The organism is Methylobacterium mesophilicum SR1.6/6, from assembly GCF_000364445.2.
Taxonomy (GTDB): domain Bacteria; phylum Pseudomonadota; class Alphaproteobacteria; order Rhizobiales; family Beijerinckiaceae; genus Methylobacterium; species Methylobacterium mesophilicum_A.
Genome location: NZ_CP043538.1, coordinates 6,227,757 through 6,242,552 on the forward strand (window position 1 = coordinate 6,227,757; position 14,796 = coordinate 6,242,552).

The following is a 14,796-nucleotide window of genomic DNA, read 5'->3' on the forward strand; positions in this document are numbered from 1 at the left end:
TCCCACCCCCGACGACGAGGTCCCCCGATGGATGCCAGCACCCCGATGGCCCGCACCGCCTTCGAGACCAAGAGCGGCCTGCCCGACACACGGCCCGACCTGGAGAACAAGGCGTCCCGGCCAGAGGGCGGCACGGTCCGCTCCGCCCTCGACGAGCTCGCCACAGCCTTCGCGGCCTTCAAGGAGACGAACGACGCCCGCCTCGGCCGGATCGAGGGCCGGCTCGGCACCGACGTGCTCACCGAGGAGAAGCTCGCCCGCATCGACGCGGCGCTCGACGCCGCCCGCACCCGCCTCGACCGGATCACTTTGGAGCGGGCGCGGCCGCCGCTGGGCCAGCCGGGCACCCGGGAGGACGCGACCGCGCACGAGCACAAGGCGGCCTTCGACCTCTACGTGCGGGCGGGCGAGAGTGCCGGGCTCAAGCGCCTGGAGGCCAAGGCCCTGTCGGCCGGCTCCGGTCCGGATGGCGGCTACCTCGTCCCCGACACGATCGAGCGGACCGTGCTGGCGCGCCTCGGCCAGATCTCGCCGATCCGGTCCATCGCCAGCGTGCAGCAGATCTCCGGCGCGCAGTACAAGCGCGCGGTCTCGGTGGGCGCGCCGGTCACCGGCTGGGCGGCCGAGACCGCGCCGCGCCCGGAGACCGCCGCGCCGGCCCTGTCGGAGATCGCGCTCCCGGCGATGGAGCTCTACGCGATGCCGGCCGCCACGCAGACGCTGCTGGACGACGCCGCGGTGGACCTCGACGCGTGGCTCTCGGCGGAGGTGGAGACCGCCTTCGCCGAGCAGGAGGGCGTCGCCTTCGTGTCCGGCAACGGCGCGAGCCGCCCGCGGGGCTTCCTCACCTACGACACGGTCGCCAACGCCGCCTGGGTGCCGGGCAAGCTCGGCGTCGTGGCCACCGGGACGGCCGGCGCCTTCCCGTCGGCCAATCCGGGGGACGTGCTGTTCGACCTGATCTACGGCCTGCGGGCGGCCTACCGGCAGAATGCCGGCTTCGTGATGAACCGGCGCACCCAGAGCGCGATCCGGAAGTTCAAGGACGCGGAGGGCAACTACCTCTGGCAGCCGCCGCTCGCCGCCGACCGGTCCGCCACGCTGGTCGGCTTCCCTGTGACGGAGGCCGAGGCGATGCCCGATCCCGGCAAGGACAGCCTGTCGGTGGCCTTCGGCGACTTCCGGCGCGGCTACGTGGTGGTGGACCGCACCGGGATGCGCGTCCTGCGGGATCCGTACTCGGCCAAGCCCTACGTGCTGTTCTACACCACCAAGCGCGTCGGCGGCGGCGTGCAGGACTTCGACGCCATCAAGCTCTTGAAGTTCAGCTGAGGCGCGGGGTTCGCGGCGGGCGCACGTCGCCCTGCCTTCGCGCTCGAACGGGCAGACGGCGTGCGCCCCTATGCCGTTCCGTCATTCCTGGGCCGCGAAGCGGAGCCCGGAACCCGGACACGCCGACGTGCCGGGGGCGTGCAAGGACCGGGGTTCCGGATTCCGGGCTCGCCTGCGGCGCCCCGGAATGACGATGCGGATCGTGACCGAGAGGGCGGAGCCGCGGACCTGTGAAATCCGTCGGCTCCGTAGAGGTGCCGGTTCCGGACCACGCCGGTATCCGGCGCGATCTGTCCGGGTGCTGAGCCTCAGCGCCCGGAATTGCCGTCGCGCAGCGTCCCGGTGGGCTCCTGCACGTGCGCCTCGAGGAACCAGAGGTGCTTGTCGACCGCCCGGGAGATCTCGGTGAACAGGTCCGCCGTGTCGGGATCGCCCGCCTCGTCGGTCTCGTCGATGTTCTGCCGCACGGCGTTGGCGTAGGCGGCGTAGCTGTCGATCAGCGCGGCGATGTGGTCGGCGATGGCGTAGATGCCGGTCGGGTAGGCCGGGAGCTTGGTGCGCTCCGCCACCGCCTGGGTCGAGCCGAACGCCGTGGCGCCGAGCTGCACCGCGCGCTCGGCGACGCTGTCGTTGAACTCGTCGAGTTCGGTGCGGAACCCGTCGAGCATCTCGTGGACGCCGATGAATTGCGGGCCCTTGAGGTTCCAGTGCGCCTGCTTGATCGCCAGGGCGAGGTCGATGCCGTCCGCCAAGCGCGCGTTGAGCGCCTCGATCGAGACCTTCTTGGCGTTCGAGTCGGTGTTGTTCCGGGTCTTGTGCGCCCGGGGGGTGTTGCTGGTGCCGGTGTCGGCCATGCTCTCGCTCCGTGAGCCGGAAAGGTTCGGATGCGAAAGTGCCGATGCGGGCCGAGGTTCCCGCGGGCGCGGGGGATAAGCGGGCGGCGAAGCGTCCCGCGCTCCCCGCAGGCCGAAGCCCGGATCCGCCGCCGCGCTAGCGGCGGGCCGGGCGGGCCATCCAGTCGGAGCGGCTGCGATGCGGCGCCGCGCCCGCCTGCACCTGGGACAGTTCCGCCGAGCGCGCCGAGATCCAGCCGGCGTGCTCGGCCACCGGCGTCACGGCGGTGAAGCCGCCGCAGGCGGTCCGGCGGACACCCTGCTGCAGGGCGCCGCTCGACCAGCTCACCACGCCGACGATCCGGTAGCCGCCGGGACCGCCCGCCAGGATCGGGCCGCCGGAATCGCCCAGGCACGCCCCGGCCCCCGCGGTCTCGGCCATGCGCCGCCGGTCGGTCACCACGGTGACCCGATTGGCGACCTGCAGCGATCCGATCGAGACGAGATGCGCCAGCCGGAGGACCCGCGCCGAGCCGCGCCGGTTCTCGGCCACCACGCCGAATCCCGCGATGTCGACCGACGCACCGGTGTCGATCGCGGCGGCACCGCGCGGGTCGAGGGGCGCGTAATCCGAGCCCAGGGGACGCTCGAGCTTGAGCAGCGCGAGGTCGACGCCGGGCTGATCCTCCGGCGTGGTGCCGGGCACGAAGTCCGGGTGCATGCTCGCGGCGATCACCGGGGTCCGGTGCTGGCGGAAGCTCCGGTCGACGCTGATCACCGTGTAGCCGGCCGGGCGCATCACGCAGTGGGCCGCGCTGAGCACGAGGTCGGGCGCGATCAGCGTGCCGGAGCAGATCTCGCCCTCCGTGCTCTCGATGCGGACCACGAAGCTGCGCGCCCCGTTCGGGTCGCGGGTGGTCGTGCCGTTGATCACCGCCTGGGCCGGGGCCGGCAGTAACCCGGTCAGGACGCCGAGCAGCGCCGCACCGAGGAGACCGCTCCCGAGGCTTCCGCGCAGGAGGCGCTCGCGGAGACCGGCCTTGCGGATCGGGCGAGGGGACATCGGGCACTCCGGGGGCGCCGTCGGCGCGGGTGGGGGCGCCGGGGGCGAGGATGCGGCGCGGTTTGAGCCTAGAGCAAGGCAATAGCCCGGCCAAGGTGAGGTTCCCTGCGGATCCTACGCGATCCAGTGAGCGCTCCGGCCCCAATCCGCGAGGATCCGGTCGATCCAGCCGCGCTGGGGCCCGACCAGGACACCCTGGGTGAGGCCGCCGCAGGCGCCCCCGACCCAGGCGGCCAGCGCCAGGACGGCCCCGTCCGGCCCGGCGACCGGGCCACCGGAATCCCCCTGGCAGGCGCCGCCGGCGCCGCCCTTCAGCCAGACCAGGATGCGGCTCGGCCCGTAGGGCTCGATCACCGGCAGGCCGATGCTGCGGTAGGTGCCGGTGGAGCGCGGGTCGCCCGGCCTGGCGGCGCCGTAGCCCGACACCGTCAGGCTCTCGCCGGCCAGCGGGGTCGCGGCGCTCAGGGTCACGGGGACGAAGCGCGGCGGCAGCGGCGTCGCGGTGCGCAGGAGCGCGAGGTCGATGGAGCGCCGCCGGCCCGTCGCGGCGCCCGCGTCGTAGCCGGGATGCACTGCGCGCGCCGCCACCTCCACGAGGACCGGCTCCCCGGCGGCGTCGCGGAAATGGACGCGGTGCTCCCGGGCGTCGGCGGCGCAGTGGCCGGCGGTGAGCACCGTGTCGGGGGCGAGGACGACCCCGGTGCAGACGCCGCCCTTCGACGACAGGACCATCACGGCGCCGCCGGCCGGCGCCTCCGCGCCGCCGACGATCGCCCGGGCCGGCGGGCTCGCGAGCGCCAGGGCGGCTGTCAGGGCGGCTGTCTGAGCTGCCGCCGCCACGGCGCAGGCCGCCGGGCGACGCTTCGAGACCAGCATCGGAACACCTTGGATGAGGGACGCGCGATGATCCCGTTACGCATCGATGCCGCCGCCGTCGAGCCGGTGAGCGTGGCCGACCTGCGCGGCTACCTGCGCCTCGATTCCGACGCCGGGGACGCGGAGGAGGGGCTGCTCCAGGCGCTGATCACCGCCGTCCGCGCCAGCCTGGAGGTCGAGACCCGCCGGATCCTGGTTCCGGGCCGCTACCGGATCGCACGCGCCGCCTGGCCGCCGGACGGGCAGATCCCCCTGCCGCTGAGCCCGCTGGTGGCGGTCCTGCGCGCCGGCTTCGCGGAGGCCGGCGGCGCCCTCACCACCCTGGCGGACGGTCTCGTGCGGCTCGGTCCGGACCCGGTCGAGGCGCCGGGCCTGCGGGTCGATCCGTCCGTGCCGGATCCCGGTGACCGAATGATCCTGATCGAGGTCGCGGCGGGCTACGGCGGCGACGGTCTGCCGCTTCCGGCGCCCCTGCGCCTCGCGATCCTCCGGCTCGCCGCCGCCCGCTACGAGCATCGCGGCGACGAGCCGGACGGCGCGGCCGCCGACACGGCCGCGGATTTGGCCGCGCCCTTCCGCCGGATGCGGCTGTGACGTTCGCCCGCGGAGCCAGCCCGATGCCGATCCAGTCCCAACGCCCGCCGCTCGGGGCGCGCCGCCGCCGCTTCGTCCTCGAACGGCCCGTGGAGGAGCCCGACGGGTTCGGCGGGGTCCTGCGGCGCTACGTGGCGGGCCCGGTCCTGTGGGGGGCGCTTGCCCCGGCCGGCATCCTCGACCGCTTGGCCGGCGGCCGGACCGACACGCTGCCCGCCTACCGCATCACCCTGCGAGGCCGGGCCGCGCTCGACCCGACGATGCGCCTCGCTGCCGGCCCCCGGCGGTTCGCGATCCGCGCCGTCGCCGAGCCGGACGCGCGGGGCCGCGACCTGATCTGCCACGTGGAGGAACTGCCGCGGGAGAACCGGTCGTGACCGATCCGAGCCCGCTTCTGGCGCTCCGCGCCGGCCTGATCGCCCGCTTCTCGACCGACGCCGCCCTGGCATCCCTGCTGGGCGGCCGGGTCCGGCTCTACGACGAGCCGCCCCGGGGTTCGGTCCCGGTCTACGCCCTTTTCGGCGACGCCGAGATCCAGGACGATTCCGTCGACGGCGCCGAGCGCCACCGTCACGGCCACGAGATCGCGGTGATCGCCAAGCCCGGCTCCGTCCGAACCGCCCTCGACGCGGCGGAGCGCATGGCGGCGCTGCTCGCGGACGACGCGATGCCGCTCGCCGGCTGCCGGCTCGTCACCCTGCGGGTGAAGACGATCCGCGCCCGTCGCGACGTCCGGACCGGCGAGGCCCGGGCGAGCCTGACACTCGAGGCCGTCACCGAGAACCTGTGAGGAGGACGTCGATGGGCGCGCAGAAGGGCAAGGATCTGCTGCTCCGGGCCGGGGACGGCGCGGGCGGCTTCGTGGCGGTGGCGGGCCTGCGCACACGCCAGATCACGCTCAACGCCGAGACCGTGGACGTCACCAACGCCGATTCCGCCGGCCGGTGGCGGGAGCTTCTCGCCGGGGCCGGCGTGCGCCGGGCCGCGATCGCGGGCTCCGGCGTGTTCCGCGATCAGGCCTCGGACGCGCGCCTGCGGCTGATCTTCTTCGAGGGGGCGATCGAGACGTTCCAGGTGGTGGTGCCGGCCTTCGGGATCCTGGAGGGCCCGTTCCAGATCGCGAGCCTCGAATACCGGGGCGATCATGCCGGGGAGGTCACGTTCGACATCAGCCTCGATTCCGCCGGCGCGCTCGCCTTCGCGGCGGCCTGACCCCGGGGGTGAGTCCCATGGCCAACCGGATCCGCGGCGAGGTGCCGCTCGTCCTCAGCGGGCGGCGCTACACCCTCTGCCTGACCCTCGGGGCCCTCGCCGAGCTGGAGGGCGCAGTCCAGGCCGGAGACCTCGCGGGCCTCGCCGAACGCTTCGCGGGCGGCCGCGTCTCGGCGCGCGACCTGATCGCCCTGCTGGGCGTCGCGCTGCGCGGCGGTGGCCACGACATCGACGACGCGGCGGTGGCCCGGCTGCCCCTCGCGGGCGGCCTCGACGCCCTGTCGGAGGCCCTCGGCGCGGTTCTCGCGGCGGCCTTCGGGGAGGCATCGACACCCGCAAACCCTCCCTAGAGCCGGGGCCGGACGCCGCGCATCCAGCCCCGGCTCGATATGCCTTCCCGTGGGACGACGCCCTGGCCCTCGGCCTCGGGGCGCTGCGCTGGAGCCCCGCGGCGTTCTGGGCGGCGACGCCGCGCGAGTTCGCCGCGGCACTCGGCCGACGCGCCGGGCCGGAGCCCATGACCCGCGAAGCCTTCGAGCGGCTGCTCGTAGCCTATCCCGACCCCACCTGAGGCGCCCCATGGCCGAGACCGAACCCGACACCCAGGACGCCGCGCGGATCACGCAGCTCGAGACCCTCGACCGGCTGGCGCAGAATTTCGGCCGCAGCCTCGACGCGGCCCTGACCCGGGGCGCCGCCTCGGGCCGCAGCCTGGACGGGGTGCTCGGCACGATCGGCGCCCGCCTCGCCGGCGCGGCGGCCCGGGCGGCGGCCGGGCCGATCCAGTCCGGGGTGAGCGGCCTCGTCAACGGCCTGCTGGGCGCCGGCGCCGAGGCCGGCTTCGCCCGCGGCGGCGTGTTCCGGGGCGGGCGGGTGCAGCCCTTCGCGGCGGGCGGGGTGGTGGCCGCGCCGACCTATTTCCCGATGGCGGGCGGCACCGGGCTGATGGGCGAGGCCGGTCCCGAGGCGATCCTGCCCCTGACCCGGGGGCCGCACGGCCGCCTCGGCGTCGCCTCCGGCGGGGCACCGGCCCGGCCGGTCTCGGTGACCGTACACATCGCGACGCCCGACCCGGGTGCCTTCCGCCGGTCGGAGGCCCAGGTGACCGCGAGCCTCGCCCGCGCGGTGGCGCGGGGTCAGCGGGCGACGTGACGGATCGCCCCGCGCGTCCGCGCCCTCACGCCGCCTTGCGCGACTCCGTCTCCCGCGCGTGGCTGCGGCGGCCGTCGACGCTCACCGGGGCCACGCCCTGGATCGTCACGCGGCGGACCACCCGGGGGGCATCGCCGTAATCGTCCACGGCCCGGTGGACCGTGGCGCGGTTGTCCCAGATCGCCACGTCGCCGGTCCGCCACGACCAGCGCACGGTGTTCTCGGGCCGCGTGGCGTGATCGTGGAAGATCGCCAGCAGGTGCTGCGAATCCGCCGTGGTCAGCCCGAGGATCCGCTGGATGAAGTGCCCGACGATCAGCGAGCGCTCGCCGGTCTCCGGATGCACGTGGACCAGCGGGTGCTCGGTCTCGAACACGGTCCGGGTGAACACCTCCTCGTGGCGCCGTCGCCCTGCCTCCGAGACGTTCACGCGCCCGCCCACGTAGTCGTAGACGTTGGAATGCAGCGCCCAGAGCCGGTCGGCGAGGTCGCGCAGGGGTTCCGGCAGGTCCGCGTAGGCCGCCGCCGTGTTGGCCCAGAGTGTGTCGCCGCCGTAGGGCGGCAGCGTCACGGCGCGCAGGATCGAGATCGCCGGGTAGGCCGGCACGAAGGTCACGTCGGTGTGCCAGGAACTGGCCCGCTCGCCCCGGCTGCCGTCGATGTCGAGGATGCCCGCCGTCCCCGCGAGCGAGGGCACCGTCGGGTGCGGGACGAGGTCGCCGAGCAGGCGGCCGAACGCCTCCTGGCCCGCCTCGTCGAGGGTCTGGTCGCGGAAGAACACCACCTTGTGGGTGGTGAGCGCCTCCCGGATCGCCGCGACGGTCCCGGCATCGAGATCGCCCGCGAGGGCGACGCCGCGGATCTCCGCGCCGATCCGGCCGGCGACGCGGCGGATGTCGAGGGCAGGGGCGTGAAGGGGCTGTGGAATGGCGCTCATCGGACGATACCTCTGGCAGATTGGCGGCGCGACGCGCAGATCACGCGCGATAGATTAAGAGATGCGGACCGAAAGGACTTCTGATTTCTTCCGACTCATCTCGTCGATATTCGATCGGATGCCGTCGTTTGTCGATGAACGACGTTTTTGATTTTTCGGCTCTTTCCGGAAGACTTTTTTCAGGCGCTGCGATCCGGCAGCGATGACCTCCCACGACGCGGCAACGGGGCGACGAACCGGAGGCTTCCGCCATGGCCGACGACTTCCACGAGGTGCTCTTTCCCCTCGACGTCTCGCTGCGCGCCGGCGGCGGGCCGCAGCGGCTCACCGAGATCGTGACCCTGGGCTCCGGCCGTGAGCACCGGAATGGCCGCTGGGCCGATTCCCGCCGCCGCTACGATGCCGGCTTCGGCCTGCGCGGTCTCGACGCGCTCCACGCCGTGCTGGCCTTCTTCGAGGAGCGGCGCGGGCGGCTCTACGGCTTCCGCTTCCGCGACCGGGTCGACGGGCGCTCCGGGCCTCCCGGCCGCCCCATCGGCCCCCTCGACCAGCCCCTCGGCACCGGCGACGGCGACACGGCGGTCTTCCCGCTGGTCAAGACCTACGGCAGCGGCTTCGCGCCCTACCGCCGCCGGATCGCCAAACCGGTGGCGGGCTCCGTCCGGGTGGCGGTCGGCGGCCGGGAGGTCGGGCCCGAGGCTTTCGGGTGCGACCCGGCGACCGGCCTCGTCGCCTTCGCGGCCGGCCACGTGCCGGCCGCGGGCGCCGCCGTGACGGCGGGCTTCGCCTTCGACGTGCCGGTCCGCTTCGACACCGACGACCTCACCGTCGATCTCGCGGCCTTCACGGCGGGCGAGATCCCGAAGGTGCCCCTCGTCGAGATCGTGCCGTGAGGAGGGGATCATGCGCGACATCCCGGAGGCCTTCGCGGCCCATCTGGCGGGGGGCGTGACCACCCTGTGCCGCTGCTGGTCCCTGCGGCGGCGGGACGGGCTCGCCCTCGGCTTCACCGACCACGACCGCGACCTGATGGTCGCCGGCCTCGTCCACGAGGCCCGGACCGGCCTGGAAGCCGCCGAGGCCCGCGCGGAACTCGGCTTCGCGGTCTCGGGCGGCGACGTGGCGGGGGCGCTGAGCAGCTTCGGCCTGACCGAGGCCGATATCGCCGGCGGCCTCTACGACGCTGCTTCGGTGGAGACCTGGCTGGTCGACTGGACCAACCCCGGGACGCGGCTGCTCCTCGACCTCGCCACGATCGGCGAGGTCCGCCGCGAGGGCGACGCGTTCGTGGCGGAGCTGCGCGGCCTCACCCACCGCCTCGACGCCGAGCGCGGGCGCAGCTACCGCGCCACCTGCGGCGCCGATCTCGGGGACGCGCGCTGCCGGGTCGACCTCGCACCATGGCGGACCACCGGCCGCGTGACCGCGATCCCGGAGCCCGCGACGCTGTCGGCGGAGCTGGCGGGCGCCTTCGCCGACGGCCTGTTCACCGGCGGCCGGCTCACCTGGACGCAGGGCGCCAATGCCGGGCACGCGGCCGATGTGCGGCTCCAGCTCGGCGCCCTGATCGAACTCTGGACCGTGCCGCCCCGGCCGATCGCCCACGGTGACGGCTTCAGCCTCACGGCCGGCTGCGACAAGCGCCTCGCGACCTGCCGGGACCGGTTCGCCAACACGGTCAACTTCCAGGGCTTCCCGCACATGCCCGGCAACGACGCGGTGGCGCGGGCGGTGCCGGGCTCGGACCACACCCTCGATGGCGGGAGCCTGTTCCGATGAGCGCGATGCGGCGGGAGATCGGCGCGGCGGTGCTCGGCGAGGCCCGGCTGTGGCTGGGGACGCCGTACCGGCATCAGGCCTCGTTGCGCGGGATCGGCTGCGACTGTCTCGGGCTGCTGCGCGGGGTGTGGCGCGGGCTCTACGGGGCCGAGCCCGAGGTGCCGCCGCCCTATGGCGCCGCCTGGGCGGAATCCGCTGCTCCCGGCACCGACCCGCTCACAGAGGCAGCATCCCGCCACCTCGTGCCGGTGCCCGGCCGGCTGGCCGCTGCGGCGCCCCGGGACGGCGACGTGCTGCTCTTCGCCTTCCGCCGCCACCTGCCGGCCCGCCACTGCGCCATCGCCACCGGCGACGGCGCCATGATCCACGCCCATGACGGCGCCGTCGTCACCGAGGTGGCGCTCACCGGATGGTGGCGGCGGCACCTGACGGGGGTGTTCCGGTTTCCGGAGATCGGCCTTTACGAAGCCGGCGACACAGTCAGCTTGACGCCGAGCACATCCATCACCTTGCGAACGGTTTCGTAGCGGAGCTTCGAGCCGGGCGTGAGAGCCTTGTAGAGGCTTTCCCGTCCGACGCCGGCTTCCCGGGCGATCTGCGACATGCCGCGGGCTTTGGCGACATCGCCCAGAGCCGCGATGAAAAGCTCCGGATCGGGATCGTCGAGGGCCGCGGCCAAGTATTCGGCGATTGCCGCCTCGCTGTCGAGGAATTCAGAGGCATCGAAGGGTGTGAAGCGCATCAGACGGTCCCGTCGAGGTTCGCGGCCATCCTTTTGGCCCTCTGAATGTCCCGCGTCTGGCTGGCTTTATCGCCGCCGCACAGGAGCAAGGACGTCACTTCGCCTCGCCGCACATAGTAGACGCGATATCCCGGTCCGTAGGGGATCCGCATCTCGCACACGCCCGAACCGACCGGTTTGACGTTCCCGACGTTGTCGAAGCCTGCGGCACGGATTTGTGCCGCGATACGCGCTTTCGCGCGGTGATCCTTCAGGCCCGCGGGCCACGTCCGGAAGGTATCGGACAGCAGGATCGTCGTCACGGACGAGCCGTATCCGACCGGATACGGTTCCGCAATTCTCTCGTATGAACCACGTGCTCATCGAGCCCGGAGTCCCGCCATGGCCACGCTGATCCTGTCCTCGGCCGGGGCCGCGGTGGGCACCGCGCTCGGCGGCCCGATCGGGGCTGTGGTCGGGCGGGTGCTCGGCTCGGTCGCGGGCTCGGCGCTCGGCGGCGCCCTGGCGGGCTCCGGGCGCACGCGCTTCGTCGAGGGCCCGCGCCTCGCGGATGTGGCCGGGCTCACCTCCACGGAGGGCGATCCGATCCCCCGGATCTACGGCCGGGCCCGCATCGGCGGGACCCTGATCTGGGCGACCCGCCCGCTGGAGGTCGCGAACACGACGGTGCAGCGCGCCGCCATGCCCGCCAAGGCCCTGGGCGGCCAGAAGACCGTCACGACCCGCTACGCCTACTACGCCAACCTCGCGGTCGGGCTGTGCGAGGGCGAGGTCGCCTTCGTCCGGCGAATCTGGGCGGACGGAAGGGAGATTGATCAGGTCGGCCTCACGATCCGGGTCCATACGGGCGGCCCCGCGCAGGAGCCCGACCCGCTGATCGTCGCCAAGGAGGGGTCCGCGAACGCGCCGGCCTATCGCGGTCTCGCCTACGTGGTGTTCGAGAACCTGCCGCTTGCCGATTTCGGCAACCGCGTGCCGCAATTCGCCTTCGAGGTGATCCGACCGGTCAACGGCCTGTTCGGCCGCGTCCGCGCCGTCGACCTGATCCCGGGAGCCGGGGAGTTCGCCCTCGATCCGGACCGCGTCACCGTCGATCTCGGCCTCGGCCGGACCGAGGCGGCCAACCGTCACCAGCTCCAGCGCACCACCGACGTGATCGCGTCCCTCGACGCCCTCCAGGCCCTGTGCCCGAACCTGCGCCGGGTCGCCGTGGTGGCGACGTGGTTCGGCACCGACCTGCGCGCCGGCTCCTGCCGGGTGGTGCCCAAGGTCGAGACCGGCCGGAAGCGTGCGCTGCCCGAGGACTGGTCCGTGGCGGGGATCGCCCGCCCTGCGGCCGAGGTGGTCTCGACCCTGCCGGACGGCACCCCGGCCTATGGCGGAACGCCCGCGGATGCCGGGCTGACCCGGCTGGTGGCCGAATTGGCGCGCCGCGGCCTGGAGGTGCTGCTCTATCCGTTCGTGATGATGGACGTGGCGAGCGGCAACGGCCTGCCCGATCCCCGCACCCCGGGGGCGTCCCAGCCGCCTTATCCCTGGCGCGGGCACATCACCTGCGATCCGGCGCCGGGGCTCCCGGACAGCCCGGACGGGACGGCCGCCGCCGACGCGCAGGTGGAGGCGTTCTTCGCCAACGGCTACCGCGCCGAGGTGCTGCACTACGCCGACATGGCGGCGCGATGGGCGGCTACCGGCGTACGGCTCGCGGGCTTCGTCATCGGCAGCGAGTTCGTCGGCCTCACCCGGGTGCGGGGCGCCGCCGGCTACCCGGCCGTGCAGGCGCTCCGGGGGCTCGCGGCCGCATTGCGCGAGCGCCTCGGGCCGGGCGTCTCCCTCGTCTACGGCGCCGACTGGACCGAGTACGGCGCCCATGTCCGCGACGGCGGCGCCACGGTGCGGTTCCCCCTCGACGACCTCTTCGCCGATCCCGCCATCGCGGCGGTCGGGATCGACTGGTATCCGCCGGTCTCCGACTGGCGCGATGCGCCGGAGCACGCCGACCTCGCGGCTTCCGGCGACATCAACGACCGGGGCTATCTCCGGGCCCGCGGCGGCTCCGGCGAGGCCTTCGACTGGTACTATGCCGACGCGGCGGCGCGCGCTGCCCAGGACCGCCGCCCGATCACCGACGGCGCCCACGGCAAGCCGTGGATCTACCGGCCGAAGGATCTCGCTTCGTGGTGGGCGAACCCGCATGTCGAGCGCGACAACGACGTCGAGACCCGCACCACCGCCTGGGTGCCCAAGGGGAAGCCGGTCTGGTTCACCGAGGTCGGCGTGCCGGCGGTGGACAAGGGCACCAACGGCCCCAACGTCTTCCCGGACCCGAAGACCCCCGAGGGCGCCTATCCACCGGGATCCCGCGGCCTGCGCGACGAGCTGATCCAGCTCCGCGGGCTCGAGGCCACGCTCGCCCGGTTCGACCCGGCCGATCCCGGCTTAAGCGAGGCCGACAACCCGCTCTCGCCGGTCTATGGCGGCCGGATGGTCGATCCGGACGGGATCTTCGTCTGGGCCTGGGACGCGCGGCCGTTCCCGGCCTTCCCGACGGTGCGGGGCGTCTGGGCCGACACCGCCAACTGGCGCATCGGCCACTGGATCACGGGCCGGATCGAGGGCTGCGACCTCGACCTGCTGGTTTTGAAGATCCTCGAAGAGTTCGGCTTCGACGCCGCCGTCTCGGTGGAGGCCGCCGCCTACCTCGACGGCTACGTCATCGACCGGCCGCTCACGGCCCGCGGCGCCCTGGAGACCCTGGCGCAGGTCTACGGCCTCGACGTCTCCGCGGTGGCCGGCCGCCTGCACCTGCGCGGACCCCGCCGCGACCGGCCCCTGGTGCTCGCCGAGGCGGATCTCGTCCGGCTCTCGGAGGAGAAGCCGGTGCTCGCCCAGGTCCGCGCCGAGGAGAGCGCCCTGCCGCGTTCCGTGGAACTCGGCATCACCGAGGCCGAGAGCCCGGAATACCGGCGGGCTACGTCGGCGGCCGTGCGGCCGGCCGGCGCCCGCCGCCGCGAGACCCGGATCGATGCGGCGATCGTCACGCGGCGCGAGACCGGCGACGGGCTGGCCGAGGCGATCCTCGACCGGGCCATCGCGGCCCGCGACAGCGCGACCTTCACCCTCAGCCCGCGCCGGGTCGAGCTGGAGCCCGGCGACCTCCTGGCGGTCCCCGCCGACGTGCCGGGCGGCGCGGTGCTGCGCAAGATCGACCGGATCGACGACGCGCCCACCGGCCGCCGGATCGAGGCGAGCGGCGTGCCGCCGCGGGGAGGGCCGGGGCGGCTCCTCGCCCGGAGCCCGGCCCAGCCGGAGGCAGCCGCCCCGGTCTTCCCGGGGCCGCCGCTCGCGCTCGCCCTCGATCTGCCGGCGGACCGCGGTTCCTTGACCATCCTGCAATGGTGCGCGGTGGCGGCCGAGCCGTGGCCGGGCGCGGCAGCGATCTGGCGCGCGGAGGCGGCGGGCGCGTTCAGCCTGCACGGCCACGTCGATTACCCCGCCTGCCTCGGGAAGACGCTGTCGCCGCTCCCCGCCGGGCCGCTGTGGCGGATCCAGCGCGGCATCCACCTCGACGTCACCCTGCGCCGGGGCGGGGCGCTCGCCGCCATCGGCGAGGCCGCGATGCTGGCGGGCGGCAACCTGTTCGCCCTGATCGGCCCGGACGGCACGCTGGAGCTGCTCGGGGCGGCGCAGGCCGCGCTGATCGGGCCCGACACCTACCGGCTGTCCTGCTTGCTGCGCGGGCTCGCGGGCAGCGAGGCGGCTGCGGGACGCGCCGCGCCCGCCGGCAGCCTGATCGTGCGCCTCGACGATGGCGCGGTTGTGCCCCTGGTCGACCGCCTGGACGAGGCCGGGCGCGGCTTCCGCTACCGGATCGGGCCGGCGGACCGGGACCCCGGCGACCCGGCCTTCACGGAGCTTGCCGCCACGGCAGGCCTCGACGCGCTGCGGCCCCTGCGCCCCGTCCACCTGCGGGCGCGGCGGGCCGCGGAGGGCGTGCGGATCTCCTGGATCCGGCGGGCGCGGCGCGACGGCGATGCCTGGGAGCCCGCGGAGATCCCGCTGGATGAAGCCGAGGCCTATGCCGTCACGCTGTTCTCGGCCTCCGGCGCCGTCATGCGCACGCTCCGGGCCGAGGCCCAGCAGGTCGTCTACGCCGACGAGGCGGCGGATTTCGGCGGCCCGCAGCGGAGCCTCGACGTGGCCGTGGCGCAGATCGGCGCCGTCGCCGGGCCCGGACCCGCCTGCCGCGCCCGCATCCCCGTCCGCGCGGCCTGAA

The 14,796-nt window shown here is 74.2% G+C and carries 18 protein-coding genes; 12 read left to right on the forward strand and 6 right to left on the reverse strand.

The features are described 5' to 3' along the window. Positions 1 to 45 precede the first annotated feature (45 nt). Positions 46 to 1,332 carry a phage major capsid protein gene (locus MMSR116_RS29710; RefSeq protein ID WP_039893608.1) on the forward strand — a complete coding sequence of 429 codons (1,287 nt, stop codon included), beginning with the start codon at positions 46 to 48 and terminating at the stop codon, positions 1,330 to 1,332. A 308-nt stretch (positions 1,333 to 1,640) separates the two neighbouring features. Here MMSR116_RS29710 and dps read toward each other — a convergent pair whose 3' ends face one another. The 3 genes from dps to MMSR116_RS29725 all read right to left on the reverse strand — a co-directional run bounded on the left by dps (position 1,641) and on the right by MMSR116_RS29725 (position 4,104). After that, complete coding sequence (gene dps, locus MMSR116_RS29715) at positions 1,641 to 2,186, reverse strand: DNA starvation/stationary phase protection protein Dps (RefSeq protein WP_010684536.1); 546 nt, start codon at positions 2,184 to 2,186, stop codon at positions 1,641 to 1,643. Between the two features lie 136 nt (positions 2,187 to 2,322). Continuing rightward, a complete protein-coding gene (locus tag MMSR116_RS29720) occupies positions 2,323 to 3,228 on the reverse strand; it encodes a S1 family peptidase (RefSeq protein ID WP_010684537.1) in 906 nt (301 codons plus the stop codon). 114 nt (positions 3,229 to 3,342) lie between these two features. Then, entirely contained in the window at positions 3,343 to 4,104 is a 762-nt protein-coding gene (locus tag MMSR116_RS29725; protein WP_010684538.1) for a S1 family peptidase, read from the reverse strand. A 27-nt stretch (positions 4,105 to 4,131) separates the two neighbouring features. On the opposite strand from MMSR116_RS29725, the gene MMSR116_RS29730 reads away from it, so the two are divergent. From MMSR116_RS29730 to MMSR116_RS29760, 7 genes are all read left to right on the forward strand, one after another. Then, positions 4,132 to 4,698, forward strand: coding sequence for a head-tail connector protein (locus MMSR116_RS29730; protein ID WP_010684539.1), 567 nt, complete (start codon positions 4,132 to 4,134; stop codon positions 4,696 to 4,698). A gap of 23 nt (positions 4,699 to 4,721) precedes the next feature. Continuing rightward, a complete protein-coding gene (locus MMSR116_RS29735) occupies positions 4,722 to 5,075 on the forward strand; it encodes a head-tail adaptor protein (protein ID WP_010684540.1) in 354 nt (117 codons plus the stop codon). Further along, positions 5,072 to 5,488, forward strand: a complete 417-nt coding sequence (locus tag MMSR116_RS29740; RefSeq protein WP_010684541.1) for a DUF3168 domain-containing protein — start codon at positions 5,072 to 5,074, stop codon at positions 5,486 to 5,488. The genes MMSR116_RS29735 and MMSR116_RS29740 overlap by 4 nt, the downstream gene beginning before the upstream one ends. Positions 5,489 to 5,499: 11 nt before the next feature. Then, positions 5,500 to 5,910 (forward strand): phage major tail protein, TP901-1 family, encoded by a 411-nt coding sequence (locus MMSR116_RS29745; protein ID WP_010684542.1) that lies wholly within the window; start codon positions 5,500 to 5,502, stop codon positions 5,908 to 5,910. A 17-nt stretch (positions 5,911 to 5,927) separates the two neighbouring features. Continuing rightward, on the forward strand, positions 5,928 to 6,260 hold the full coding sequence (locus MMSR116_RS29750; protein WP_010684543.1) for a gene transfer agent family protein: 333 nt from the start codon (positions 5,928 to 5,930) through the stop codon (positions 6,258 to 6,260). Between the two features lie 83 nt (positions 6,261 to 6,343). Next, on the forward strand, positions 6,344 to 6,481 hold the full coding sequence (locus MMSR116_RS32120; RefSeq protein WP_348529370.1) for a phage tail assembly chaperone: 138 nt from the start codon (positions 6,344 to 6,346) through the stop codon (positions 6,479 to 6,481). An 8-nt stretch (positions 6,482 to 6,489) separates the two neighbouring features. Continuing rightward, positions 6,490 to 7,062 (forward strand): phage tail tape measure protein, encoded by a 573-nt coding sequence (locus tag MMSR116_RS29760; RefSeq protein ID WP_010684544.1) that lies wholly within the window; start codon positions 6,490 to 6,492, stop codon positions 7,060 to 7,062. A 25-nt stretch (positions 7,063 to 7,087) separates the two neighbouring features. Here the strand turns inward: MMSR116_RS29760 and MMSR116_RS29765 are convergent, their stop codons facing one another. Beyond that, entirely contained in the window at positions 7,088 to 7,999 is a 912-nt protein-coding gene (locus MMSR116_RS29765) for a TauD/TfdA dioxygenase family protein (RefSeq protein ID WP_010684545.1), read from the reverse strand. 251 nt (positions 8,000 to 8,250) lie between these two features. Between MMSR116_RS29765 and MMSR116_RS29770 the strand changes: the two genes are divergently transcribed. The 3 genes from MMSR116_RS29770 to MMSR116_RS29780 are packed head-to-tail and all read left to right on the forward strand — an operon-like array spanning position 8,251 to position 10,305. Further along, a complete protein-coding gene (locus tag MMSR116_RS29770) occupies positions 8,251 to 8,892 on the forward strand; it encodes a DUF2460 domain-containing protein (RefSeq protein WP_010684546.1) in 642 nt (213 codons plus the stop codon). A 10-nt stretch (positions 8,893 to 8,902) separates the two neighbouring features. Further along, positions 8,903 to 9,778, forward strand: a complete 876-nt coding sequence (locus MMSR116_RS29775) for a DUF2163 domain-containing protein (RefSeq protein ID WP_010684547.1) — start codon at positions 8,903 to 8,905, stop codon at positions 9,776 to 9,778. Continuing rightward, positions 9,775 to 10,305 (forward strand): NlpC/P60 family protein, encoded by a 531-nt coding sequence (locus MMSR116_RS29780; protein WP_010684548.1) that lies wholly within the window; start codon positions 9,775 to 9,777, stop codon positions 10,303 to 10,305. The genes MMSR116_RS29775 and MMSR116_RS29780 overlap by 4 nt, the downstream gene beginning before the upstream one ends. On the opposite strand, the gene MMSR116_RS29785 is transcribed toward MMSR116_RS29780, so the two are convergent. Then, positions 10,239 to 10,520 (reverse strand): addiction module antidote protein, encoded by a 282-nt coding sequence (locus tag MMSR116_RS29785; RefSeq protein WP_010684549.1) that lies wholly within the window; start codon positions 10,518 to 10,520, stop codon positions 10,239 to 10,241. The two genes, MMSR116_RS29780 and MMSR116_RS29785, sit on opposite strands and share 67 nt — an antisense overlap. After that, positions 10,520 to 10,822, reverse strand: a complete 303-nt coding sequence (locus MMSR116_RS29790) for a type II toxin-antitoxin system RelE/ParE family toxin (RefSeq protein WP_010684550.1) — start codon at positions 10,820 to 10,822, stop codon at positions 10,520 to 10,522. The genes MMSR116_RS29785 and MMSR116_RS29790 overlap by 1 nt, the downstream gene beginning before the upstream one ends. 79 nt (positions 10,823 to 10,901) lie before the next feature. On the opposite strand from MMSR116_RS29790, the gene MMSR116_RS29795 reads away from it, so the two are divergent. Beyond that, positions 10,902 to 14,795, forward strand: coding sequence for a baseplate multidomain protein megatron (locus MMSR116_RS29795; RefSeq protein WP_010684551.1), 3,894 nt, complete (start codon positions 10,902 to 10,904; stop codon positions 14,793 to 14,795). The last annotated feature ends 1 nt before the right edge of the window (position 14,796 follow it).